The sequence below is a fragment of the Nocardia asteroides genome, from assembly GCF_900637185.1.
Lineage (GTDB): Bacteria > Actinomycetota > Actinomycetes > Mycobacteriales > Mycobacteriaceae > Nocardia > Nocardia asteroides.
The window spans coordinates 5,565,186-5,587,348 of sequence record NZ_LR134352.1; the positions used below are offsets into that span (position 1 = coordinate 5,565,186).

Below are 22,163 nucleotides of genomic sequence, written 5' to 3' on the forward strand. Positions count from 1 at the left end.
ACCCGCGCCCGCAGACGAGGAGAAGCGTATTCGGTCCGATAATAAACCGGACCAGATTCCGTCAAAATCTCGACCCGGAGGCGGGAATTCCGGCGCTGAGAACGGTCCAGCAACGTGACCGCATACGCCGAGGGGACAGCTCTCGCCCGATCGTCCGTCATGGACGGTGTGGCGGCTGTCGGCACAGGTTCACACTGTGTCGGGCAACACTATGTGAAACAACGTTGCATCAACGTTGCATCGCAGTGATTCACACCACTTTCCCCCCCGGGCCCCTCCCGGAGACGACGAAACCCCCCGCCGTCCGGGACGGCGAGGGGTTTCGGTGCTCTGCGGCTACCGGCGCGCTTACTCGGCGGCGGCGTCCTCGGCCGGGGCGGCCTCGGCGGCGGCCTCGTCCTCGACCGGGATCAGCGAGATCTTGCCGCGGTTGTCGATGTCGGCGATCTCCACGCGCAGCTTGTCGCCGACGTTGACCACGTCCTCGACCTTGGCCACGCGCTTGCCCTGGCCCAGCTTGGAGATGTGCACCAGGCCGTCACGGCCCGGCAGCAGCGAGACGAACGCGCCGAAGGCGGTGGTCTTGACGACCGTGCCCAGGAAGCGCTCGCCGACCTTCGGCAGCTGCGGGTTGGCGATCGCGTTGATCGCGTCGATCGCGGCCTGCGCCGACGGGCCGTCGGTCGCACCGACGAACACGGTGCCGTCATCCTCGATGGAGATGTTGGCGCCGGTGTCCTCGGTGATCTGGTTGATCATCTTGCCCTTGGGGCCGATGACCTCACCGATCTTGTCGACCGGGATCTTGATCGCGGTGACGCGCGGGGCGTACGGGCTCATCTCGTCCGGGGTGGCGATGGCCTCGGCCATCACGTCCAGGATGGTGGTGCGGGCGTCGTGCGCCTGGTTCAGCGCGCCGGCCAGCACCTGCGAGGGGATGCCGTCGAGCTTGGTGTCCAGCTGCAGGGCGGTGACGAACTCACGGGTGCCCGCGACCTTGAAGTCCATGTCGCCGAAGGCATCCTCGGCGCCCAGGATGTCGGTCAGCGCGACGTAGCGGACCTCGTCCTCACCCTTGTCGTTGGTGACGGTGTCCGACACCAGGCCCATGGCGATACCCGCGACGGGCGCCTTCAGCGGCACACCGGCGTTGAGCAGTGACAGGGTGGAGGCACACACCGAACCCATCGAGGTGGAGCCGTTGGAGCCCAGCGCCTCCGAGACCTGACGGATGGCGTAGGGGAACTCCTCCTGCGAGGGCAGCACCGGCATCAGCGCACGCTCGGCGAGCGCGCCGTGGCCGATCTCGCGGCGCTTGGGCGAACCCACGCGGCCGGTCTCGCCGGTGGAGAACGGCGGGAAGTTGTAGTGGTGCATGTAGCGCTTGGTGGTCTCCGGGCCGAGCGAGTCGACCTGCTGGGCCATCTTCACCATGTCGAGGGTGGTGACGCCCATGATCTGGGTCTCGCCACGCTCGAACAGCGCCGAACCGTGGGCGCGCGGGATCACGGCGACCTCGGCGCTCAGCGCGCGGATGTCGGCCAGACCACGGCCATCGATGCGGAAGCCGTCGGTGAGGATGCGCTGACGCACCAGCTTCTTGGTGACCGAGCGGAACGCCGCGCCCAGTTCCTTCTCGCGACCGGTGAAGTCCTCGCCCAGACGCGAGAGCACGTCCAGCTTGATCTCGTCGATCTTGGCCTCGCGGGCCTGCTTGTCGGCGATCGACAGCGCCTCGTTCAGCTCACGCTTGGCGGTGCCCTCGACGGCCTCGAACACGTCGGCGGCGTACGGCGGGAAGAGCGGGAACTCCTCGGTGGGCTTGGCGGCCAGGGTCGCCAGGTCCGACTGCGCGCGGCACAGGCGGGCGATGAACGGCTTGGCGGCCTCGAGGCCCTCGGCCACGACGGCCTCGGTGGGCGCCTGCGCGCCGTCCTCGATCAGGGCGATGACCTTGTCGGTGGCCTCGGCCTCGACCATCATGATGGCGACGTCACCGGTCTCGGTGACGCGACCCGCGACGACCATGTCGAACACGGCGCCCTCGAGCTGCTCCACGGTCGGGAACGCGACCCACTGGCCACCGATCAGGGCGACGCGCACGCCGCCGACCGGGCCGGAGAACGGCAGGCCGGAGATCTGGGTGGACGCCGAGGCGGCGTTGATGGCCACCACGTCGTAGAGGTCCTGCGGGTCCAGGCTCAGCACGGTGACCACGACCTGGATCTCGTTGCGCAGGCCGTCGACGAACGACGGGCGCAGCGGACGGTCGATCAGGCGGCAGGTCAGGATCGCGTCGGTGGAGGGGCGGCCCTCGCGACGGAAGAACGAGCCGGGGATGCGGCCCGCGGCGTACATGCGCTCTTCGACGTCGACCGTCAGCGGGAAGAAGTCGAACTGGTCCTTGGGGTGCTTACCGGCGGTGGTCGCCGACAGCAGCATGGTCTCGTCGTCCAGGTAGGCGACCACGGAACCCGCGGCCTGCTTGGCCAGGCGGCCCGTCTCGAAGCGGATGGTGCGGGTGCCGAAGGTGCCGTTGTCGATCAGCGCGACCGATTCGAAAACACCGGGCTCGACCTCGACCGCGGTCGAAGTACGTTCAGTTGTCTGCGTCATATTTCTTCTCTCGACCTCTCGTCTCGCCGGAGCGCAGCACCATGTGGGCGCGAACCGGCTGTTCGTCAGCCGTACCGGACACGGACACGTGGGAACCCTCCTGGCTGCCACGCGCAGCACCCGGCCGTATCCCCTTGGCTGGAACATTCCAGAAGAGAGGCGACGCGGAGGCGATCATCGATCGAAGCCCGACGGCGGCGGGAAATGCCTGCCGAAAGGCCACTACCGAAGACCGACGCCACGCGGACGGATGCACACGGCTGTCACATGTTGTAGTGCACGCGGAAACCCGATGGTCCCCGAATACACGAATAGCCAACGAGAAGAAGTGTACTTCTTCCCATTGGCTACTCGCCGACCGCCTCAGCGGGGAGGCGTGTCGAAGCAGATCAGCGGCGCAGGCCGAGACGCTCGATGAGCGAACGGTAGCGCTCGATGTCCTTGGCCTGCAGGTACTTCGACAGGCGACGACGACGACCGATCAGGGCCAGCAGGCCGTGCCGGGTGTGGTGGTCGTGCTTGTGCTGCTTCAGGTGCTCGGTCAGGTCCGAGATCCGCTTCGACAGCAGCGCGATCTGCGCCTCCGGCGAACCGGTGTCCTTCTCGTGCAGGCCGTACTCGGCCAGGATGGCCGACTTCTGCTCAGTGGTCAGCGCCATGCGGGCAGACTCCTCATTTCTCAGTTCCGCGCTCGACAGTCCGGTTACCCGGGGTGGGCGCCACCGCGGACCGCAGCAAACCCGAGGATCGACTGTACCGGAGCCCGCGACGGCCGATCGCACCGGCCTCAGGCGTCGGCGGCGGTGAGCACCTTGCGGGCGTTCTCGACGTCGCGGCCCATGGCCTCGACCAGGTCGTCGATGGAGTCGAACTTGCGCATCCCGCGCAGCTGCTCGACGAAGTCCACCGCCACGTGCTGCCCGTACAGGTCGGCCTCGCCGTCGAGGACGAACGCCTCCACGGTGCGCGAGCGCCCGGAGAAGGTGGGGTTGGTGCCGACCGAGATGGCCGCCATGGCCCGCTCGCCGGGTTCGGCCGTGCCGATCGTCGGGCCGGGGCCCAGCACGGTGAACCAGCCCGCGTAGACGCCGTCGGCCGGGATCGCCGCGTGCATGGGCGGGGCGACGTTGGCGGTCGGGAAGCCCAGGCCGCGTCCGCGCCCGTCACCGTGCACGACGACACCCTCGACACGATGCGGGCGGCCCAGCGCCTCGGCCGCGGCGGCCATGTCGCCCGCGTCGACGCAGGAGCGGATGTAGGTCGAGGAGAAGGTCACGGCGTGCTCGCCGAGCAAGGTCACCCCGTCGACCTCGAAGCCGAACCGCGCGCCGAGTTCGCGCATGGTGTCGACGGTGCCCGCGGCCTTCTTGCCGAAGGTGAAGTTGTCGCCGACGACGACCTCGGTGACGTGCAACCGCTCGACCAGCAGGTCGTGCACGTAGCCGGCGGGGGTGAGCTTCATGAAGTCCTGGGTGAACGGCATCACGCAGAACACGTCGATACCGAGTTCCTCGGCCAGCTCGGCGCGCCGGGTGAGCGTGGTCAGCTGCGCCGGATGCGACCCGGGCCGCACGACTTCCATCGGATGCGGATCGAAGGTCATCAGAACCGAGGGGACACCACGCTCGGCCGCCGCGGCCACCGCGCGGCTGATCAGCTGCGCGTGCCCGCGATGCACGCCGTCGAACACACCGATCGTGAGGACGCAGCGCCCCCAGTCGGCGGGCACATCGTCGAGACTTCGCCATCTCTGCACAGAGCGAAGCCTACGCAACGCTATTCACCCGCGCCGTGCCGGTTCGCCGATGTGTCATTCGGGCCAGGGATGCCTAACATCAATGATGTGCCAGGTAAACGAGATGTCGCTACCCGCCGTGCGTCGACACAGCCCGGTGAACAGGCCGAACTCGCTGCCACCGCGACGCTCGCGCCCGAGTTGACCGCGGTGGCGCAGGACTATCTGAAGGTCATCTGGACCGCCCAGGAGTGGTCGCAGGAGAAGGTCTCCACCAAGTTGCTCGCCGAACGCATCGGCGTGTCCGCCTCGACCGTGTCCGAGGCCGTGCGCAAGCTCGCCGACCAGGGCCTGGTCGAGCACGCCCGCTACGGCGCGATCACCCTCACCGAGCACGGCCGCCGCGCCGCCGTGGCCATGGTGCGCAGGCACCGGCTGATCGAGACGTTCCTGGTGAACGAACTCGGCTACGGCTGGGACGAGGTGCACGACGAGGCCGAGGTGCTCGAACACGCCGTCTCCGAACTGCTCATGTCGCGCATCGACGCCAAACTCGGCCACCCCGACCGCGACCCGCACGGTGACCCCATCCCCTCGGTCGACGGCGCGGTCCCCACGCCTCCGGCCCGCCGGCTGTCCGACTTCGCCGCGGGCGAATCGGGCCGGGTGGCCCGCATCTCCGACTCCGACCCGGCCATGCTGCGCTACTTCGATTCGGTCGGCATCGCCCTGGACACCGTCATCGAGGTCGAGGAACGCCGCGATTTCGCCGGCACCATCGCCGTCCGCCTCGGCGCCGCCGCCACCCCCACCGAACTGGGCACACTTGCCGCCGAGGCGATCTGGCTGACGGCCTAGGTCCACATCTCAGCAGGAGAAGTAGTGCCGCATGGAGTCGGGGACGCCCGCGGCGCTCGCTTCGGTCCAGCAGACGGTGTGCGGGAACTGGACGTAGGTCAGCCAGGCGCCGCTGGATCGGGTGATGATGCGCTGGTTGTCGCCGGGGCTGTTCCAGGAGACGACGGCCCAGCGGCCGTCGCACAGTGAGATGGCGGCGTCCGGGCCCGGATCCACGCCGAGCTCGGTTTCGACGGTGGTCTCCGCGCAGGCCGACGCCGGATCCGCGGACGCGTCCTGGAAACGCAGGTTTCCGGTGACGGTGGCGCCCGCCTCGACGAGGAACAGCGCGTGCATACCCTCGGGAACGGGGTTCGTGCCCGCGGGCGCGGTCATGCCGAACCGGTAGCAGCCGGTCACCGCCGTGAACACGGCCAGGCCGGAGGCGTCGGTGACGGCGTCCTGACGCTGTGTCTCGGTGGTCTCGCCGACGGGGATGTCGTGGCCCGCCGGGTCGCACGGCTGCTGCAGCGACAGGTGGACCGGCACACCGGGGACCGGCAGGCCGGACAGGGTGGCCGTGCGCAGGACGACGGTGCCGGTCGCGGTGGCGGGTGGCGGGGTCGTGGTCCGGGCGGTCGTCGGTGCGGCGGCGGTACCGATCGGCGGCAGGCTCGTCGGCGCCGCGCTCGGCGGGACGATCACCGACGGCCGTGCCGTGCTGGTTGGGCGGGCCGGGCTCGACGAACCCGGTGCCTGCGGGTCACCCGTGCCGCAGCCGGCGAGCAGGATCGCCGCCCCCGCGACGACGCCGATCCAGATTCTCCGCTGCGCAGCCATGGTCCACCCTCCGAAGCCGATAGCTATACAGGGTGGCTATCGGCGAACAGGATTGTGGTGTTAACCACCGTCCAGTGGCCCTGACATCGCGTCAGCGCGACAGGAAGTCCAGCAGCACACGGAATTCCGCGAGCGACAGGTAGCCGTCGCCGTCCTGGTCCGCGGCGGCGAGCAGATCCGCCGCGGGTTCCTCGATCCGGCCGCCGCCGACGTGGCGGATGAGCGAATCCAATTCGGCCACCGAGATCCGCCCGTCCCCGTTGACGTCGAACACCCGGAACGCCGCGTCGGCGTCGGTGACCTCGATCCGCCCCGCGACCACGGCGGCGTCGAACTCGGCACGGGAGACCAGGAAGTCGCCGTCGGTGTCGGCCGCGGCCACCAGGCGTTCGATCGCCGCGCGATCGACCTCGGCACCGGCGGAACGGATTCCGGCGGCGATGTCGTCGACCGACACCAGCCCGTCGCCGTCGCGGTCCCACAGCGTGAACGTGTCGACCGGCTCTGTACTCATCTCGCTACCCTTCCCCGCGGCCGCCGAGATGCGCACGACGACCGTCACCGCCACTCTACGGACGCCGAAGCGGCCATGCCCCGCCCGCGGCATGGCTGCGCGAAGTGAGCACGGCTGGGCCCCGGTGCCACTGCGGTGCACGGCCTTCCGCGTCAGTCCCCGATGCCCTGGGGGCGGACCACCATCACCGACGCCGCGCGCTTGCCGCTCTCCTCGAGCAGCGCGATGGCCCGGCCGGACGGGTCGATCGCCGCATAGACGCCCTTGGTGCCGATCGGGTCGAGCCAGCGGCCGTTGCGCAGGTCGTTCGCCTGGGACTCGTCGATGTCGCGGTGTGGGAACGCGGTTTTCACCGCGGTGTCGATGTCCAGGCTCAGCAGCGGCTGTTCGGCCTCGGCCGCGGCGGCCAGCTGCTCCAGGGTGCGGGCGTGCTCGAGGGTGAACGGGCCGACCCTGGTGCGGCGCAGCGCGGTCAGGTGACCGCCGACGCCGAGCGCGGCGCCCAGGTCGCGGGCCAGGGCGCGGATGTAGGTGCCCGAGGAGCACTCGACCTCCACGTCCAGGTCGACGAACTCGCCGTCGGCGACATCGCGGCGGGCCAGGATGTCGAAGCGCGACACCGTGATCGGGCGGGCGGCCAGCTGCACGTCCTCGCCGGCGCGGGCCCGGGCGTAGGCGCGTTCGCCGTCGACCTTGATGGCGCTGACCGTGGCGGGCACCTGCTGGATGTCGCCGGTCAGCGCGGCGACCCCGGCCGCGATCCCGGCGTCGGTGAGGTGCAGCGCGGGCGTGGTGGTGGTGATCTCGCCCTCGGCGTCGTCGGTGACGGTCGCCTGGCCGAGCCGGATCGTCGCCGTGTAGGCCTTGGTGGTGAGGATCAGCTGGCCCAGCAGCTTGGTCGCCCGTTCCACACCGAGCACGAGCACGCCGGTGGCCATCGGGTCCAGGGTGCCCGCGTGGCCGACCTTCTTGGTGCGCAACAGCTTCCGGCTGCGCGCGACCACGTCGTGACTGGTCCAGCCGCCGTCCTTGTCGACGATGACCAGTCCGCCCAGCGGGTCCACCGCGGGAGTGCGCGCGCCCATCAGCCGTGCGCGATCGCGGTCAGGATCAGCCCGTCGGCGATCTGCCAGCGGCCGTCGAACGAGGTCAGCGGGGCGCCGCCGTCGTTCGTCGTCCCGGGGACGAGCAGCTGGGTGTGGAAGGTGCCCGAGCCGGAATCGGCGGTGCGGGACTCGATCTCGAAGGTGATGTGCGCGTCCTCGAAACCGAGCCAGCGCAGCGTCAGCGGGAACCAGGCCTTGTAGGTGGCCTCCTTCGCGCAGAACAGCAGCCGGTCCAGATGCAGGCCGTCGGCGGGCGCCCCGGCCAGCCAGTCGCGTTCGGCGGGCAGGCTCACCGACTCCAGCACCCCCTCGGGCAGCGCGCCGTGCGGTTCGGCGTCGATGCCGACCGAGCGGAATCGCAGCGCGTGCGCCATCGCGGCGGCGCGGTAGCCGTCGCAGTGGGTCAGGCTGCCGACCACGCCGCGCGGGAACAGCGGCATGCCCCGCTCCCCCTTGCCGATGGCGACCGGCGGCTCACCGAGCTGCTCGAGGGCGAGCCGGGCGCAGTGGCGGGCGCCGATGAAATCGCGGCGGCGCTTCTCGACCGACTGGGCGATGAGGTGTTCCTCGGCGGGATGCGCCTTCAGATCCTCCGGATACGCCAGCAGCTCGGCGGCCGCCACCCCGGACGGCAGTATGTTCTCAATCATGTCCCGCCTCCCCGCGAATCCTGGCCGGACTCAGGTGGCCGACCGGTGTGTTCGGCGGCCGGCGGCGGCGCATCTGGGCGCGCGCGCCCGTGCCCGGTGAGTTACCCATGTTCATCACCAAATCAGTGGATACGGCTCGAAGCAAATTCCTGGTCAGATGCCGCGTCGGCGGTCGGCCTTTGCCCGCATTTCGGCGGCTGCGGCTTCCATCTCCGGGGTGACGGTGAAGTGGCCGCCCCAGGCGTTGAGGTCGCCGTCGGCGTAGACCGGTTCGGGCAGGATCTGGCGCAGCAGCGGGTCGGGCATGCCGCGGCGCTTCCACTCGCGCGGGTAGCCCAGCGACACCTCCTCGAAGCGGACGCCGTCGTAGTAGGTGGTGCGCGGGATGTGCAGGTGCCCGTAGACCGCGCAGACCACGTGGTAGCTGGTGTGCCAGTCGGCGGTGAGATCGGTGCCGCACCACATCGAGAACTCGGGGTAGAACAGGATGTCGGTGGGCTGGCGGACCAGCGGGAAGTGGTTGACCAGCACGACGGGGGCGTCGGGGCCGAGCGCGTCGAGGCGGCGCTGGGTGTACTGCACGCGCGCGTGGCACCAGGCGTCGCGGGTGAGGTACGGGTCGGGGGTCAGCAGGAACTCGTCGGTGGCCACGACATTGCGTTCGCGCGCGACGGCCAGTCCCTGGGCCTTGGTGCTGGTGCCCGCGGGCAGCCACGAGTAGTCGTAGAGCAGGAACATCGGCGCGATGGTGACGCGGCCGCCGTACCGCTCGGCGCCCGCGCCGGTCCACACCGGGTACGGGTCCTCCGGGGTCACCACGTCGAGGTCGCGGCACATCGCGACCAGGTAGTCGTAGCGGGCGGCGCCGTGCATCTGCACCGGGTCCTTGGGCGTGGTCCACAGCTCGTGATTGCCCGGCACCCAGATGACCTTGGCGAACCGGCCGCGCAGCAGCTCCAGCGCCCAGCGGACCTCTTCGGCCTTCTCGCCGACGTCGCCGGCGACGATCAGCCAGTCCTCCGGCGAATCCGGCTGGATCTGCTCGACCACCGGCTTGTTGCCCTGATGCCCCACGTGCACATCACTGACCGCCATCAACTTCGGAATCACCTGTCCACAGTGGCACACCTACCGACGGCCGCCGCGCGGGACGCCCTGTTCGGGGTCAGGCGTCGAACAGGTTCGCGACGAAGGACAGCACCTGCGGCCTGGCTTGCGCGTCGATCTCGGGGTGGCCGCCGGGGTACTGGCCGAATTCCACCGCGGTGCCCGCCGCGCGCATCTGGGTGAGCAGCGTGTAGGTCATCGGCAGCGGGACCACCGTGTCGGTGGCGCCGTGGACGATCAGGATCGGCTGACGGTAGCCGACGGTCGGCACCACCATGTAGTCGCGCAGCGCCGCGCCGACGCCCTCGGCCTCCACCGGGCGGGCCAGCAGCGAGCCGATCGACGCGCCACCGACCACCGCGCCGAAGTCGTCGACGCAGCTGGTGGCGATCGCGTCGACGACCTCCCGGCCGCGCGGGCTGAGCAGTCCGTTCACATCCAGGTCGGGGCGGGTGGCGCGCAGGCCGGCGAGGATACCGGCGAACGGGCCGACCAGCTCGTCCACGATGGGCAGGTTCGGCACCCGGGGGTCGAGCCGGGACAGGATCTGCTCGAAGGTGGATTCCGGCGCCAGGGCCACCGTGCCGCGGAAGTCCAGTTCGGGCGCGTAGTCGCCGGCCAGGTTGCCGGTGGCCAGCGCCGCGTGGCCGCCCTGCGATCCGCCGACCACCGCCCAGGTAGGCGAGAGCGCGGGCTCGGCCGCGCGGGCGGCCCGGACGAGGTCGATCGTCGCCGTCGCCTCGGTGCGGGTGTGCAGGTACGGATGCACGGTGTCGGAACCGGCGGACAGCCCGAGATAGTCCGGTGCGACCACGGCCCAGCCGCGATCGAGGAAGGATTGCAGCAGCGGGCGCTCGTGGACCGCCTTGTTCGTGGTGATGCCGCACTGCGGTCCCAGACCGCTGGTGCCGTGATCCCACGCCACGACCGGATAACCACCGGCGGGCGGCAGCGAGTCCGGCAGCAGGACCAGGCCGGCGGCGTTGATCTGTCCCCCGGTCGGGCCCTCGGTGCGGTAGTCCACGATCGCCGCGCGCGACCAGTCACCCCAGCCCGCGGGCTGATCGAGGTGTCCGAGCAACTCGCCCGCACCGGGCGGCGCCGCCTGCACGGCCGCCCAACCGGCGCTGATCCCGGTCAGCAGTACTGCGGCACCGGCCGCGAGGCGGAGTCCGACCTTCCGCGAGAACACTGATAGCACGGGTACCTCACTCCTCATCGGCGTGCCGTCATCCCCTTCGACGGTAGTGCGACAAGCCCGCGCGTGCTCGGGTTCGGTGTCGACCGGCCCCTCAGGCGGCGCCCCGCGGCACGTCGGCACCGACCCGAGCCCAGCGGCCGGAGCGGGCTCTGGCGACCACCGCGAGCAGGCGCAACAGCATGAACGCGACCAGGCCGGACCAGATCCCGGCCACACCCCAGTCCAGCACCAGCGACAGCCAGATCAGCGGGAGGAAACCGAGCAGCGCGGCGACCAGGGTGGCGGTGCGCAGGAAGGCGGCGTCGCCCGCGCCGAGCAGCACGCCGTCGAGGGCGAAGACCGCGCCCGCCACCGGGATCATGGCGACGAAGAACCACCAGATCACGTGGGTGCGGTCGAGCACCCGCGCGTCGTCGGTGAACAGCAGCGGGATCACCCCGGCGCCGGCGGCGAAGAGACCGGCCAGCAGCAGCGAGAACAGCTCCGACCAGCCGGTCACCCGGCGGGCGATCCGGGTCGCGTCCCCGGCCCGGCCCGCGCCGAGAGCGGCCCCGACGAGAGTCTGCGCGGCGATGGCCAGCGAATCGAGGGTGAGCGCCAGGAAGTTCCACAGCTGCAGGACCAGCTGGTGCGCGGCGACCGACGCGGCGCCGAAGCGGGCGGCGACCGCGGCGGCGGAGACGAAACACACCTGGAACGACAGGCTGCGCACGATGAGATCGCGACCCAGCACCAGCTGCGCCCGCATGACGGCGGGCCGGGGCCGAACCGGAACCCGTTCCCGCAGCAGCGCGTAACCGAACAGCGCGCCGGTGACGAGCTGCCCGGCCACATTCGCCACCGCCGACCCGGCCAGCTCCAGCCGGGGCGCCCCGAGCAGTCCGTAGACCAGCACCGGGCACAGCACCGCCGACAGCGCCAGGCCCGCCACCACGAACAGCAGCGGCTCACGCACCTGCTGCACGCCGCGCAGCCAGCCGTTGCCCGCCATCGACACCAGGATCAGCGGCACGCCGCACAGCGCGATCCGCACCCAGCGCAGCGCCTCGTCGGCGATCTCGCCGCCGCCGGCGATCGCCGCGCACAGCGGACCGGCGAACACCTGCACGACCAGCACGATGAGCAGCCCGATCGCGAGCCCCACCCAGGTCGCCTGGACGCCTTCCTCGACGGCGCCTGCCCGATCTCCCGCGCCATGCCTGCGCGCCGCCCGCGCGGTGGTGCCATAGGACAGGAAGGTCAATTGGGTGCTGACCGTCCCCACGATCACCCCGCCGACCGCGAGCCCGGCCAGGGCCAGCGCCCCGAGCCTGCCGACGATCGCCATGTCGAACAGCAGGTACAGCGGTTCGGCCACGAGCACACCGAGCGTCGGCACGGCGATCCCGAGAATCCGCCGCGGCCCCACCTCCGCGTCCGGTTCCACCGTGCGCATCGACTCCGCCTCCCCGTCTCCGGCGCCCGAGCCGGCGCACGACACCGATGCTCGCACACCCACGGAACCGCGCTCTCGCGCCGCGACGGCGGCCCGCCGGGAACGGGGCCGAACCGGACGCGGTCGGTGGGGAACCGGACGATGACGCGGAAAGGTCGCGGTACCCGGTCCGGCGGGCAATACTGGTCACTCGCCCAGCAGCGCGACCCTTCCGGCTCGCCCCGAACTCCCAGGACGGCATCCATGGCGTTTGTACACCGGTGGCGCGTGATCGCGGCGTTCGCCCTCGTGGGGGCCGCGACCCAGGTCGTCTGGCTCACCTACGCGCCCGTCACCACGGTGGCCGCCGAGCATTTCGGGGTGTCGGAGGCGGCGGTCGGGTGGCTGGCGAACATGTTCCCGCTGCTGTACGTCGCCCTGGCGATCCCGGCGGGCATCCTGCTCGACCGCTGGTTCCGGCCGGCCCTCATCGCGGGCGCGGTCCTCACGGCGATCGGCGCCGACCTCCGGCTGCTGCACGACGGCTTCGCGATGGCCCTGCTCGGCCAGACCGTCGTGGCGATCGCGCAGCCGCTGGTGCTCAACGCCATCACCGGCGTCGCCGGGCACTATCTCGACGAGGACGACCGACCCACCGGCATCGCGATCGGCACCGCCGCCACCTTCGCGGGCATGGCCGCCGCATTCGTGCTCGGCGCGATCTTGCCCGCCGGCGACCAGCTCTGGACGCTCACCGCCGTCGGCGCGGTGTTCGCCACCGCGGCGGCGCTCCTGCTCACCGTCGAGGTGCTGCGACCGGCGCCGAACACCCGGGAGCCCCTGGGCGGCGCGAAGCTTTCGGCGGGCGGATCGGTGACCGGGCCCACGGCGTTGGCCGCGACGCTGCGCGATCGGTATGTCCGCCGGTTGTGCGCGGCGGTCTTCTTCCCGTTCGGCACGTTCGTCGCCCTGGCCACCTACGGTCAGGCACTGCTCGAACCCGCCGGGGTCAGCGCCGATGCGGCGAGCATCGTATTGCTGATCAATGTCGTGGCCGGCGTCGTAGGGTGCGCGGTGATCCCGGTGGCGGTGCTGCGGCGCGGTGCCGAACTACCCGCGGTCATGGTGGGGCTCACCGCCAGCGCGCTCGCCTGCCTGCTCGTCGCGGTGGCGCCGGGCCTCGCCACCGGGTTCCTGGCCTTCGTCCTGATCGGCCTCACCCTGCTGCCCGCCCTGCCGATCGTGCTCGCCATGACCGAACGCCACACCGGGGCGGCCGAGGGCACCGCGGCCGGGCTGATCTGGATGACCGGCAATCTCGGCGGCCTGGTCGTCGCGGGCGCCACCGGCCTGCTGGTCGACCGGCCCGCGGCCGCCTTCGGATTATGCGCTCTCGCAACAATTCTGGGTGTCCCACTGGTACACCGGCTACGACGCGACACTGTCCCGGCAGGCCGCTGAGCGAAGCGGGACGGCCTCATCGAACGGGCGTCGCGAGGACAGCTCGGCACGCGGCCTGCGCCCCACCGAGGTCCCGGCGGGCACGGAACCGACCGCGTCGGCGGGCAGCCGTGCTCAGCCGAGCGCGGTGATCAGCGACCGCACCACCTCGGCGGCGCTGCCGTAGGTCGTGTACCCCGCCGCGAAGCGGTGCCCGCCGCCACCGAACCCGGCGGCGATCGCGGCCACGTCGACCCCGTCGGCGGCGCCGGGCGCGGAATCGCGTGAGCGCAGCGAGACGGTCCAGCGGTCGTTCTGGCCGCGGGCCTCCTTGAAGACGGCGGCGATCCCGGCCTCCGCGGTGGTGCGGACGACGTCTATGACGCTCTCCACCTCTTCGGGCCCCACCTCGTGGGTGTCGGCCGCGCGCACCAGCGCGTACACCAGCCCCACCCCGGCGGCCGAGGGCACGACCACCGCGGTCGAGAGCACCTTCGACAGCATCGGCAGCCAGCGGAACGGGTGGGTGTCGAGCAGCACGCGGGTGATCTCGGCACCATCGATCCCGGTGGCGAGCAGCCGTTCGGCCAGCGCGTGGCTGCCGGGCCTGGCCCACCGGAACGAACCGGTGTCGGTGACCAGCCCGGCGAACAGGCAGTGCGCGATCTCGGCGTCGATCGGCACGCCCCACGCGTCGAGCAGCCGGGTGACCAGCTCGGTGGTGGAGGCCGCCGATTCGTCGATCAGGTCGACGGTGCCGAACCCGTCGTTGGCGCGGTGATGGTCGATGACCAGCGTCGTCGTCGCACCGGGCAGCCGGTCGGCGAGCGCGCCGAGCCGGCTGCGCGCACCGCAGTCGACGACCACCAGCAGGTCCACCTCCGCCGGCACGTCCGCGGGCGCCGTCAGGTGACGGCTGCCGGGCAGCGTGCGCAGCGACGCGGGCAGTTCCGCCGGCTCGGCGAAGGACACCGACACCGGCACGCCCTGCCGCTCGAGCGCCAGCGCCAGCGCGAGCCCGCTGCCGATCGTGTCGGCGTCGGGATGCACATGGCACAGCACCGTCACCGATCGCGCCGCCGCCAGCGCGGCGACGGCGGCCTCCAGTGCGGTGCCGTCACGCAGACTCGTCATCGGCCGTCCTTCCGGCACGACCGGGTGACCCGCGTGGACACGCGGGTCACCGTCGCCGGATGTCGACCGGGCATGCGCCGGCTACTCGGCGTCGTCGTCGTCGCGGTCGGACTTGTACGGGTCGGCCTCACCGGCATGGGTGGCGGTGGCGGCGACCTTGGCGACCTCGTCGTCGATGGCCCGGGCCCGAGCCAGCAGCTCTTCCATCTCCCGGGCGGCGTCGGGCACCTTGTCGAGGGTGAACGACAGGATCGGGGTGAACTTCACCCCGGTACCGGCCCCCACCTTCGACCGCAGCACGCCCTTGGCCGCGTCCAGACCGGCGGCCGCGGCCGCGTAGTCGGGTTCGGCGTCGAGCGTCTCGCCCATCACCGTGTAGAACACCGTCGCCTCGCGCAGATCGCCGGTCACCTTGGCATCGGTGACGGTGACGAACCGCAGCCGCGGATCCTTGATCTCGTACTCGATCGCGGTGGCCACGATCGCGGAAATCCGCTTGGCGAGCCGGCGTGCCCTGGCTTGATCCACCATGGCATTGCTCCTCTCGTGCCTCTAATCTTCGGGTCCGAAGATGCGGCGGCGTACTGCCAGCAACTCTATCTCCGGACGGGCGGCTACGTGCCGCTCACACTTGTCGAGCACCTCGTTCAGGTGCCCGGTCTCCGCACTGACCATGGCGACACCGAGCAGTGCCCGGCGGTGCAGGTCTTGATCTCCCGCTTCGGCGGCATTCACGGCGAAGCGCTTCTGCAGCTCCGCGAGCACCGGCCGGATCACCGACCGCTTCTCCTTCAGCGAATGCACGTCCCCGAGCAGGACATCGAATTCGAGCGCACCGATGTACAGCGGTGCTCACCTCCTGGTAGATGGATTGCCCGCATGACCACACGCCGCACCCGAAACTCGGGTGCGGCGTGCGGAACGGTGTGCGAGATCAGTCGCGCGGCTTCTCGCGCAACTCGTAGGCCTCGATGATGTCGCCTTCCTTGATGTCGCTGTAGGTGACGGTCATACCGCACTCGTACCCTTCGCGCACCTCGGTGGCGTCGTCCTTCTCCCGCTTGAGCGAGGAGATGGTCATCGTCTCGGCGACCACGCGGCCGTCGCGGATCAGGCGCGCCTTGGCGTTGCGCTTGACCGAACCCGACTGCACCATGCAACCGGCGATGTTGCCGACCTTCGACGAACGGAAGATCGCGCGGATCTCCGCCCGGCCCAGCTCGACCTCTTCGTAGATCGGCTTGAGCATGCCCTTGAGGGCCTTCTCGATCTCGTCGATGGCCTGGTAGATCACCGAGTAGTACCGGATGTCGACGCCCTCGCGGTTGGCCAGCTCGGTGGCCTTGCCCTCCGCACGGACGTTGAAGCCGATGATGATCGCGTTCGAGGCCGACGCCAGGTTGACGTTGGTCTCGGTGACGCCACCGACACCGCGGTCGATGACGCGCAGACGCACCTCGTCGTCGATCTCGATGCCGAGCAGGGCCTCTTCGAGGGCCTCGACCGTACCGGAGTTGTCGCCCTTGAGGATCAGGTTGAGCTCCGAAGTCTCCTTCAGGGCGGCATCCAGATCTTCCAGGCTGATCCGCTTGCGGCTGCGCGCGGCCAGCGCGTTGCGCTTGCGCGCATTGCGGCGGTCGGCGATCTGGCGAGCGATCCGGTCCTCGTCGACCACGAGCAGGTTGTCGCCCGCGCCGGGCACCGAGGTGAAACCGATGACCTGGACGGGCCGCGACGGCAGGGCCGCCTCGACGTCGTCGCCGTGCTCGTCGACCATGCGGCGCACGCGACCGTAGGCGTCGCCCGCCACGATCGAGTCGCCGACGCGCAGCGTGCCGCGCTGGATGAGCACGGTGGCCACCGGGCCACGGCCGCGGTCGAGGTGCGCCTCGATGGCGACACCCTGGGCGTCCATGTCCGGGTTGGCCCGCAGGTCGAGCGAGGCGTCGGCGGTCAGCAGGACCGCTTCCAGCAGCGCGTCGATGTTGGTGCCCTGCTTGGCCGAGATGTCGACGAACATGGTGTCGCCACCGTATTCCTCGGTCACCAGGCCGTATTCGGTCAGCTGCTGCCGGATCTTGTCCGGGTTCGCGCCTTCCTTGTCGATCTTGTTGACCGCGACCACGATCGGCACGTCGGCCGCCTGGGCGTGGTTGATCGCCTCCACCGTCTGCGGCATGACGCCGTCGTCGGCCGCGACCACGAGGATCGCGATGTCGGTGGCCTTCGCGCCACGGGCACGCATGGCGGTGAACGCCTCGTGACCCGGGGTGTCGATGAAGGTGATCAGGCGCTCGTCGCCGTTGAGGTCGGTCAGCACCTGGTAGGCGCCGATGTGCTGGGTGATGCCACCGGCCTCGCCCTCGCGGACGTTGGCCTTGCGGATCGTGTCCAGCAGTCGGGTCTTACCGTGGTCGACGTGACCCATGACGGTCACGACCGGCGGACGCTGCTCGAGGTCGTCCTCGCCGCCGGCGTCCTCGCCGTAGGTGAGGTCGAACGATTCCAGCAGCTCGCGGTCTTCGTCCTCGGGGCTGACGACGTGCACGACGTAGTTCATCTCGCTGCCGAGCAGCTCGAGGGTCTCGTCGTTCACCGACTGGGTCGCGGTGACCATCTCGCCGAGGTTGAACAGCGCCTGCACGAGGGCAGCCGGGTTCGCGTCGATCTTCTCGGCGAAGTCCGACAGCGACGCGCCGCGGGCGAGACGGATGATCTCGCCGTTGCCGCGGGGCAGCCGCACGCCACCGACGGCGGGCGCCTGCATGTTCTCGTATTCGGCGCGCTTCGCCCGCTTCGACTTACGGCCACGACGCGGAGCGCCACCGGGACGGCCGAACGCACCGGCCGCGCCACCACGGCCACCGGGACCACCCGGGCGACCGCCGCCGCCACCGGGACGGCCACGGAAACCACCGGCCGCGGGCGCACCGGCACCCTGACCTGCACCGGGGGCACCGCCACCGCCACCGCGGTAGCCGCCACCGCCGCCACCGGGACGACCGGCGCCACCGGGCGCACCGCCCGGACGACCCGGACGGCCACCGGCCGCCGGACCCGGACGCGCGGAGCGCTGGGGCATGGCACCGGGGTTCGGCCGCGGCGGCATCGAGCCCGGGTTGGGGCGCGGACCACCGGGACGCGGGGCACCGCCCTGCGCGGCGGCCGGACGCGGGCCACCGGGGCCCTGACCGGGACGGGGACCGCCCTGGCCGGGAGCCGGACGCGGGCCACCCTGACCGGGAGCCGGACGGGGACCGCCCTGACCCGGGGTGGGACGCGGGCCGCCCTGCGGGGCGGGACGCGGCGCCGGACGCTCACGATCCGGAGCCGAGCTGAACGGGTTGTTGCCGACGCGCGGGGTCTTCGGACCCGGCTTCGGGCCGGGACCGGCCGGACGCGGGGCCTGGGCACCCGGTGCGGGCTGACCCGGACGCGGCTGACCCGGACGCGGAGCGCCGGGGGCCGGACGCGGGCCGGGCGCGGGCGCACCGGCGGGCTTGGCCGTCGGCGCGGACTGCGCCGCCGCCGGAGCGGGCCGGGCGGCCGGGGCCGGCTTGACCTCGGCCGGGGTGGCCTGCGGAGCCGGCGCCGGAGTGGCCTGCGCGGCGGGAGTCGCGGCCGCGGCGGGCGCCGCCGGAGCCGGACGCGGACCGGGGCGGGGGCCGCCACCGGGGGTGGGCTTGGCGGCCGGACGGGCCGCCTGCGACGGGCCCGGACGGGCCGCGGGCTTCGCGTCGCCCGCCGGGGCGGACTTCGACGCGAGCGATTCACGGAGACGGCGTGCGACGGGTGCTTCCACCGTCGAGGACGCCGACTTCACGAACTCGCCCTGCTCCTTGAGCTTCGCGAGTAGTTCTTTGGACGTGACACCGAGTTCTTTGGCCAACTCGTGCACGCGGGCCTTGCCTGCCACTGCTCTCCTCACTGAGAGGCCGAGCAGCGCCACCGTGTAAGGGGACGGCGGCCCGCACGACCTCGGGTTATCTCCGATGGACGTTCATCGTTGGTGCTTCACGGTGTGCTCATGAGTGCTCGTGCCTGTTCTCGAGGTACTGGTCCAGGGCTGAGATATCCAGATTTCCGGACACTCGTAGGGCTCTGCCGAATGCTCGGCGCCGCTCTGCGGAACGCAGACAAGCTGAAACGGGGTGCAGCCAGGCACCCCGTCCGGGAAGTCTGCGCCGCGGGTCGGGCACGATCGCGACCCCGGACGAACCGGTGTCCCGATGCTGCGCCACGATCCGCAACAGGTCGGCAGACGGCTCGCGCTGACGGCATCCGATACAGGTTCGAACGGATTGCGCAGGCCGGTCTTCTGTCCACTCTACCGGTGACCCGGTCATAACGACGAACCCCTCCCCTTCCGAAGTTACCAACATGTCATCCGGGGGCCGGGATTCCCGCGTTTTCCTCAACTACGGTGCGCCTCCGGACGGACCGAACCGCCCTGGTCCGGCGCAGCGTCGCTGCGGATATCGATGCGCCAACCGGTCAATCGCGCAGCCAGACGGGCATTCTGCCCCTCCTTGCCGATCGCCAGCGACAGCTGGAAGTCCGGCACGATCACCCGCGCCGCCCTGGCGTCGGGATCCACGACGGTGACCGAAACCACCTTCGACGGGGACAGCGCATTACCGACGAAGGTCGCCGGGTCCTCGGCGTAGTCGATGATGTCGATCTTCTCGCCGGCCAGTTCGCTCATCACGTTGCGCACGCGCTGACCCATCGGGCCGATGCAGGCGCCCTTGGCGTTCACCCCGGGCACCGTGGAGCGCACCGCGATCTTGGAGCGATGGCCGGACTCGCGCGCCACCGCCACGATCTCCACCGAGCCGTCGGCGATCTCGGGCACCTCCAGCGAGAACAGCCGGCGCACCAGGTTCGGGTGGGTCCGGGAGAGCTGGATCTGCGGGCCGCGCGGGCCGCGCGAGACGCCGTAGACGTAGCACTTGATCCGGTCGCCGTGCTCGTAGGTCTCCCCCGGCACCTGCTCGGCGGGCGGGATCAGACCCTCGGCGCCGTTGGCCTCGCTGCCGATGCGGACCACCACGATGCCGCGCGCGTTGGCCCTGGCGTCGCGCTGGACGACGCCGCCGACGATGTCGCCCTCGTGGGTGGAGAACTCGCCGAAGGACTTCTCGTTCTCGGCGTCGCGTAGCCGCTGCAGCACCACCTGGCGGGCGGTGGTGGCGGCGATGCGGCCGAAACCCTCAGGGGTGTCGTCCCATTCGGAGACGAGGTTGCCGTCGGCGTCGAGTTCGCGCGCCATCACCCGGACCACGCCGGTCTTCTGGTTGATGTCGATGTAGGCGTTGGGCTGATGGCCCTCGGTGTGCCGGTAGGCGGTGAGCAGCGCCGACTCGATCGCCGAGATCACGGTCTCGATCGGGATGCCCTTGTCGGCGACGATCGCCCGCAGAGCTTCGATTTCGATGTTCATTCCGCAACCCCTTCGGTGGGAGAGTCACTGTGTTGGCCGTCGGCGGCGAGGTCGGTGGGCTCTTCGCCCGGGACGGGGCGGCCGGCGGCGATGCCACCGGCGAGTTCGAGTTCGGCGGCGCCCGGTGCGCTGAACTCCACCTGGACCACCGCCGAGGCGATGTCGGCGAGCGGCACGTGCACCCGGTGCGGCTTGTTCTTCCCGCCGAGCACCAGCGCGACGGTGCCGTCCTCGGCGAGCTGACCGACGCGCGCCTCGAAGCGGGCCTTGCCCTCGATGCGTTCGGCGTCGGGGCCCAGCGCGATCTTCACCTTGCGCCCCTGGGCGCGGCGCCAGTGCCGGTCGGCGGTCAGCGGCCGCTCGACGCCGGGTGTGGTGACTTCCAGCAGATAGGCGGATTCGCCGAAGTCGCCTGCGTCGTCGAGCAGTTCCGACATCGCGCGGCTGAGTTCGGCGATGGCGTCCAGGTCGGCCGGGCCGTCACTGTCCACGGTGACCTTCACCCGAACCGGAGCCAGTTCGTCCTTGCCCGCGGCGGCGATCGCTACGCCCTCGAGGTCGAATCCCCGGCGTGCGACGAGCTCAGCGACGAGCTGGCTCACCCTTTCCTCGGTGGGCATCGGCATATGGGCGGCTCCTGGTTCAGTTGTGACGCGATCGGAAATTTCTACGCCGAAGATCTAGCGTAACGCGCTCCGAGAGTGTAAAGGACCAGCCACCGGGCGCCGCGCACCGGTCCACTCCGGCGTGCCCGGCCGTGTCGCGGCGCGGCGGGCGGCCCGCCGCGGATCTGGCACGATGGTGCGCGTGCCCTTCCGCCATACCGCCCCGCCGCGTGCCGGGCGACCTTCCGGCATGCGCTCCGACCGGCACGGATCCCACCCGATGACGACCGAGTCGTCGCCCCTGGTCGACCCGCCGCACGCCGAACCGCTGACTCCCGCCGCGCCCGCACCGACCGCGTCCGCCACACCCGCACACCGGCATTCGGCCGCGGCGACGACCGGAGCGGCGCCGCACCGTCTCGCGCAGGGCCTGCGCCGCACGGCCGCGGGCCCCGACGCGACGCCGCGCGATCCCGCTGCCGCGACGAGCACCGTGGACGGCGGCTGGCGGCGACGTTCCCTGCTCCGGCTGCTCGGCACCACCGCCGTGGGGCTGCCCACGGCGGCCGTGCTGGCCGCCTGCACCGAGGACGACACCGTGCACGCCCCGGATCCGCTTGCCGCGCACGAGGTGCTGGCCCGGGCCGACGCGGCGGCCGCGCAGGCGGCGATCGCGCTCGCCCCGCAGGCCCAGGCCGCGCTGACCACCATCGCCACCGAGCGCACCGCCCACGCCGACGCCTTGCGCACCGAGATCGACCGGGTGATCGGCGTGTACGGCGACGGCACGACGCCGGTGCACCGCACCGGTCAGATCACCGTGCCCGGCCCCGACGGCGCCCAGGTACCCGCCACGGCCGTGGCGACCGCGACCCAGCCGCTCACGATCGCTCAGCTGCGCGATCAGCTCGGCCGCTCGCAGCAGGCGGCCGCCGCGCTGGCGCGTACCGAATCCGGCTATCGCGCGGGGCTGCTGGCCTCGATCAGCGCGGCCTGTGCCACCGAGGCGGGAGTACTGCTCGCATGACCGATCAACGCCAGGCCCTGCAGGCCGCCCTCGACAGCGAGTACGCCGCGGTGTACTCCTACGGCGTCATCGCGGCCTACGCCAACGCGGACCGGTCCCGCCTGGTCGCCGAGTTCAGCGCCGCCCACCGCGCCCGCCGCGACGCCACCATCGAGCTGCTGGAGACGGGCGGTACCGCGCCCGGGGCCCCCGACGCCGCCTACACCCCGCCGTTCCCCGTGGACGACCCGATCCCCGCCGCCCACCTGGCGGTGGCGGTCGAATCCGATTGCGCCGCAGCGTGGTACGCCGTGGTGGAGCACGCGGACGACGCGAGTGTGCGTGCCACGGCCACCGAAGCTCTCACCGAGTCCGCGGTGCGCCGGGCCCGCTGGCAGGCGATCCTCGGCGCGAACCCGGTGACGACGACGTTCCCCGGGCGCGCCTCGGTCTAGTCGCGACCGGCGTCCCCGGAGCCCCCGACCCCGGCCTCACCCATCGATACGGCTCGGGCC

At 71.3% G+C, this 22,163-nt stretch carries 21 protein-coding genes; 4 read left to right on the top strand and 17 right to left on the bottom strand.

The window, feature by feature from the left end:
• Nucleotides 1-348 precede the first annotated feature (348 nt).
• The 3 genes from EL493_RS25955 to EL493_RS25965 all read right to left on the bottom strand — a co-directional run bounded on the left by EL493_RS25955 (nucleotide 349) and on the right by EL493_RS25965 (nucleotide 4,372).
• Nucleotides 349-2,616 (bottom strand): polyribonucleotide nucleotidyltransferase, encoded by a 2,268-nt coding sequence (locus EL493_RS25955; RefSeq protein ID WP_019048088.1) that lies wholly within the window; start codon nucleotides 2,614-2,616, stop codon nucleotides 349-351.
• A 389-nt stretch (nucleotides 2,617-3,005) separates the two neighbouring features.
• Nucleotides 3,006-3,275: a 30S ribosomal protein S15 gene (gene rpsO / locus EL493_RS25960; protein ID WP_019048089.1), complete on the bottom strand. Its 270-nt coding sequence runs from the start codon at nucleotides 3,273-3,275 to the stop codon at nucleotides 3,006-3,008.
• A gap of 128 nt (nucleotides 3,276-3,403) precedes the next feature.
• Entirely contained in the window at nucleotides 3,404-4,372 is a 969-nt protein-coding gene (locus EL493_RS25965; protein WP_030202857.1) for a bifunctional riboflavin kinase/FAD synthetase, read from the bottom strand.
• A 69-nt stretch (nucleotides 4,373-4,441) separates the two neighbouring features.
• Between EL493_RS25965 and EL493_RS25970 the strand changes: the two genes are divergently transcribed.
• Nucleotides 4,442-5,209 carry a metal-dependent transcriptional regulator gene (locus tag EL493_RS25970; protein ID WP_030202858.1) on the top strand — a complete coding sequence of 256 codons (768 nt, stop codon included), beginning with the start codon at nucleotides 4,442-4,444 and terminating at the stop codon, nucleotides 5,207-5,209.
• Nucleotides 5,210-5,218: 9 nt separating this feature from the next.
• Here the strand turns inward: EL493_RS25970 and EL493_RS25975 are convergent, their stop codons facing one another.
• The 7 genes from EL493_RS25975 to EL493_RS26005 all read right to left on the bottom strand — a co-directional run bounded on the left by EL493_RS25975 (nucleotide 5,219) and on the right by EL493_RS26005 (nucleotide 12,041).
• Nucleotides 5,219-6,028: a hypothetical protein gene (locus EL493_RS25975; protein ID WP_019048092.1), complete on the bottom strand. Its 810-nt coding sequence runs from the start codon at nucleotides 6,026-6,028 to the stop codon at nucleotides 5,219-5,221.
• A 91-nt stretch (nucleotides 6,029-6,119) separates the two neighbouring features.
• Nucleotides 6,120-6,542, bottom strand: coding sequence for an EF-hand domain-containing protein (locus tag EL493_RS25980; RefSeq protein ID WP_051719542.1), 423 nt, complete (start codon nucleotides 6,540-6,542; stop codon nucleotides 6,120-6,122).
• A 152-nt stretch (nucleotides 6,543-6,694) separates the two neighbouring features.
• Nucleotides 6,695-7,627 (bottom strand): tRNA pseudouridine(55) synthase TruB, encoded by a 933-nt coding sequence (gene truB / locus EL493_RS25985; RefSeq protein ID WP_019048094.1) that lies wholly within the window; start codon nucleotides 7,625-7,627, stop codon nucleotides 6,695-6,697.
• Nucleotides 7,627-8,298, bottom strand: a complete 672-nt coding sequence (npt, locus tag EL493_RS25990) for a 4'-phosphopantetheinyl transferase Npt (protein WP_022565629.1) — start codon at nucleotides 8,296-8,298, stop codon at nucleotides 7,627-7,629. Before npt ends, truB begins: the two co-directional genes overlap by 1 nt.
• Before the next feature lie 153 nt (nucleotides 8,299-8,451).
• Nucleotides 8,452-9,408: a metallophosphoesterase family protein gene (locus tag EL493_RS25995; protein WP_019048096.1), complete on the bottom strand. Its 957-nt coding sequence runs from the start codon at nucleotides 9,406-9,408 to the stop codon at nucleotides 8,452-8,454.
• A 55-nt stretch (nucleotides 9,409-9,463) separates the two neighbouring features.
• Nucleotides 9,464-10,597: a lipase family protein gene (locus tag EL493_RS26000; RefSeq protein WP_019048097.1), complete on the bottom strand. Its 1,134-nt coding sequence runs from the start codon at nucleotides 10,595-10,597 to the stop codon at nucleotides 9,464-9,466.
• 100 nt (nucleotides 10,598-10,697) lie between these two features.
• Nucleotides 10,698-12,041 carry an MATE family efflux transporter gene (locus EL493_RS26005; protein ID WP_022565626.1) on the bottom strand — a complete coding sequence of 448 codons (1,344 nt, stop codon included), beginning with the start codon at nucleotides 12,039-12,041 and terminating at the stop codon, nucleotides 10,698-10,700.
• Between the two features lie 243 nt (nucleotides 12,042-12,284).
• Between EL493_RS26005 and EL493_RS26010 the strand changes: the two genes are divergently transcribed.
• A complete protein-coding gene (locus EL493_RS26010) occupies nucleotides 12,285-13,481 on the top strand; it encodes an MFS transporter (RefSeq protein ID WP_022565625.1) in 1,197 nt (398 codons plus the stop codon).
• A gap of 114 nt (nucleotides 13,482-13,595) precedes the next feature.
• On the opposite strand, the gene EL493_RS26015 is transcribed toward EL493_RS26010, so the two are convergent.
• The 7 genes from EL493_RS26015 to rimP form a co-directional block, all read right to left on the bottom strand.
• Nucleotides 13,596-14,594: a DHH family phosphoesterase gene (locus EL493_RS26015; RefSeq protein ID WP_019048100.1), complete on the bottom strand. Its 999-nt coding sequence runs from the start codon at nucleotides 14,592-14,594 to the stop codon at nucleotides 13,596-13,598.
• 81 nt (nucleotides 14,595-14,675) lie between these two features.
• Nucleotides 14,676-15,125, bottom strand: coding sequence for a 30S ribosome-binding factor RbfA (rbfA, locus tag EL493_RS26020; protein WP_019048101.1), 450 nt, complete (start codon nucleotides 15,123-15,125; stop codon nucleotides 14,676-14,678).
• A gap of 21 nt (nucleotides 15,126-15,146) precedes the next feature.
• Nucleotides 15,147-15,440 carry a DUF503 domain-containing protein gene (locus EL493_RS26025; protein ID WP_030202862.1) on the bottom strand — a complete coding sequence of 98 codons (294 nt, stop codon included), beginning with the start codon at nucleotides 15,438-15,440 and terminating at the stop codon, nucleotides 15,147-15,149.
• 88 nt (nucleotides 15,441-15,528) lie between these two features.
• Complete coding sequence (infB, locus tag EL493_RS26030) at nucleotides 15,529-18,510, bottom strand: translation initiation factor IF-2 (RefSeq protein WP_022565622.1); 2,982 nt, start codon at nucleotides 18,508-18,510, stop codon at nucleotides 15,529-15,531.
• A gap of 109 nt (nucleotides 18,511-18,619) precedes the next feature.
• Nucleotides 18,620-18,940 carry a YlxR family protein gene (locus EL493_RS26035; protein ID WP_074965606.1) on the bottom strand — a complete coding sequence of 107 codons (321 nt, stop codon included), beginning with the start codon at nucleotides 18,938-18,940 and terminating at the stop codon, nucleotides 18,620-18,622.
• A 68-nt stretch (nucleotides 18,941-19,008) separates the two neighbouring features.
• Nucleotides 19,009-20,037: a transcription termination factor NusA gene (nusA, locus tag EL493_RS26040; RefSeq protein WP_019048104.1), complete on the bottom strand. Its 1,029-nt coding sequence runs from the start codon at nucleotides 20,035-20,037 to the stop codon at nucleotides 19,009-19,011.
• A complete protein-coding gene (rimP, locus tag EL493_RS26045; protein WP_019048105.1) occupies nucleotides 20,034-20,663 on the bottom strand; it encodes a ribosome maturation factor RimP in 630 nt (209 codons plus the stop codon). Before rimP ends, nusA begins: the two co-directional genes overlap by 4 nt.
• Before the next feature lie 259 nt (nucleotides 20,664-20,922).
• Here rimP and EL493_RS26050 point away from each other — a divergent pair, with 259 nt between their 5' ends.
• Nucleotides 20,923-21,669 (top strand): hypothetical protein, encoded by a 747-nt coding sequence (locus tag EL493_RS26050; RefSeq protein WP_198041053.1) that lies wholly within the window; start codon nucleotides 20,923-20,925, stop codon nucleotides 21,667-21,669.
• Entirely contained in the window at nucleotides 21,666-22,103 is a 438-nt protein-coding gene (locus tag EL493_RS26055) for a ferritin-like domain-containing protein (protein WP_030202864.1), read from the top strand. Before EL493_RS26050 ends, EL493_RS26055 begins: the two co-directional genes overlap by 4 nt.
• Nucleotides 22,104-22,163: the final 60 nt, after the last annotated feature.

Coding starts and splice junctions, on each gene's coding strand:
- truB (WP_019048094.1), bottom strand. CDS start 7,627: ATGGGCGCGCGCACTCCCGCGGTGGACCCGCTGGGCGGACTGGTCATC.
- nusA (WP_019048104.1), bottom strand. CDS start 20,037: ATGAACATCGAAATCGAAGCTCTGCGGGCGATCGTCGCCGACAAGGGC.
- EL493_RS26010 (WP_022565625.1), top strand. CDS start 12,285: ATGGCGTTTGTACACCGGTGGCGCGTGATCGCGGCGTTCGCCCTCGTG.
- EL493_RS25970 (WP_030202858.1), top strand. CDS start 4,442: ATGCCTAACATCAATGATGTGCCAGGTAAACGAGATGTCGCTACCCGC.
- EL493_RS26035 (WP_074965606.1), bottom strand. CDS start 18,940: ATGACCGGGTCACCGGTAGAGTGGACAGAAGACCGGCCTGCGCAATCC.
- npt (WP_022565629.1), bottom strand. CDS start 8,298: ATGATTGAGAACATACTGCCGTCCGGGGTGGCGGCCGCCGAGCTGCTG.
- EL493_RS26015 (WP_019048100.1), bottom strand. CDS start 14,594: ATGACGAGTCTGCGTGACGGCACCGCACTGGAGGCCGCCGTCGCCGCG.
- rpsO (WP_019048089.1), bottom strand. CDS start 3,275: ATGGCGCTGACCACTGAGCAGAAGTCGGCCATCCTGGCCGAGTACGGC.
- rimP (WP_019048105.1), bottom strand. CDS start 20,663: ATGCCGATGCCCACCGAGGAAAGGGTGAGCCAGCTCGTCGCTGAGCTC.
- EL493_RS25975 (WP_019048092.1), bottom strand. CDS start 6,028: ATGGCTGCGCAGCGGAGAATCTGGATCGGCGTCGTCGCGGGGGCGGCG.
- EL493_RS25955 (WP_019048088.1), bottom strand. CDS start 2,616: ATGACGCAGACAACTGAACGTACTTCGACCGCGGTCGAGGTCGAGCCC.
- EL493_RS25980 (WP_051719542.1), bottom strand. CDS start 6,542: ATGAGTACAGAGCCGGTCGACACGTTCACGCTGTGGGACCGCGACGGC.
- EL493_RS26050 (WP_198041053.1), top strand. CDS start 20,923: ATGACGACCGAGTCGTCGCCCCTGGTCGACCCGCCGCACGCCGAACCG.
- EL493_RS26005 (WP_022565626.1), bottom strand. CDS start 12,041: ATGCGCACGGTGGAACCGGACGCGGAGGTGGGGCCGCGGCGGATTCTC.
- rbfA (WP_019048101.1), bottom strand. CDS start 15,125: ATGGTGGATCAAGCCAGGGCACGCCGGCTCGCCAAGCGGATTTCCGCG.
- EL493_RS26055 (WP_030202864.1), top strand. CDS start 21,666: ATGACCGATCAACGCCAGGCCCTGCAGGCCGCCCTCGACAGCGAGTAC.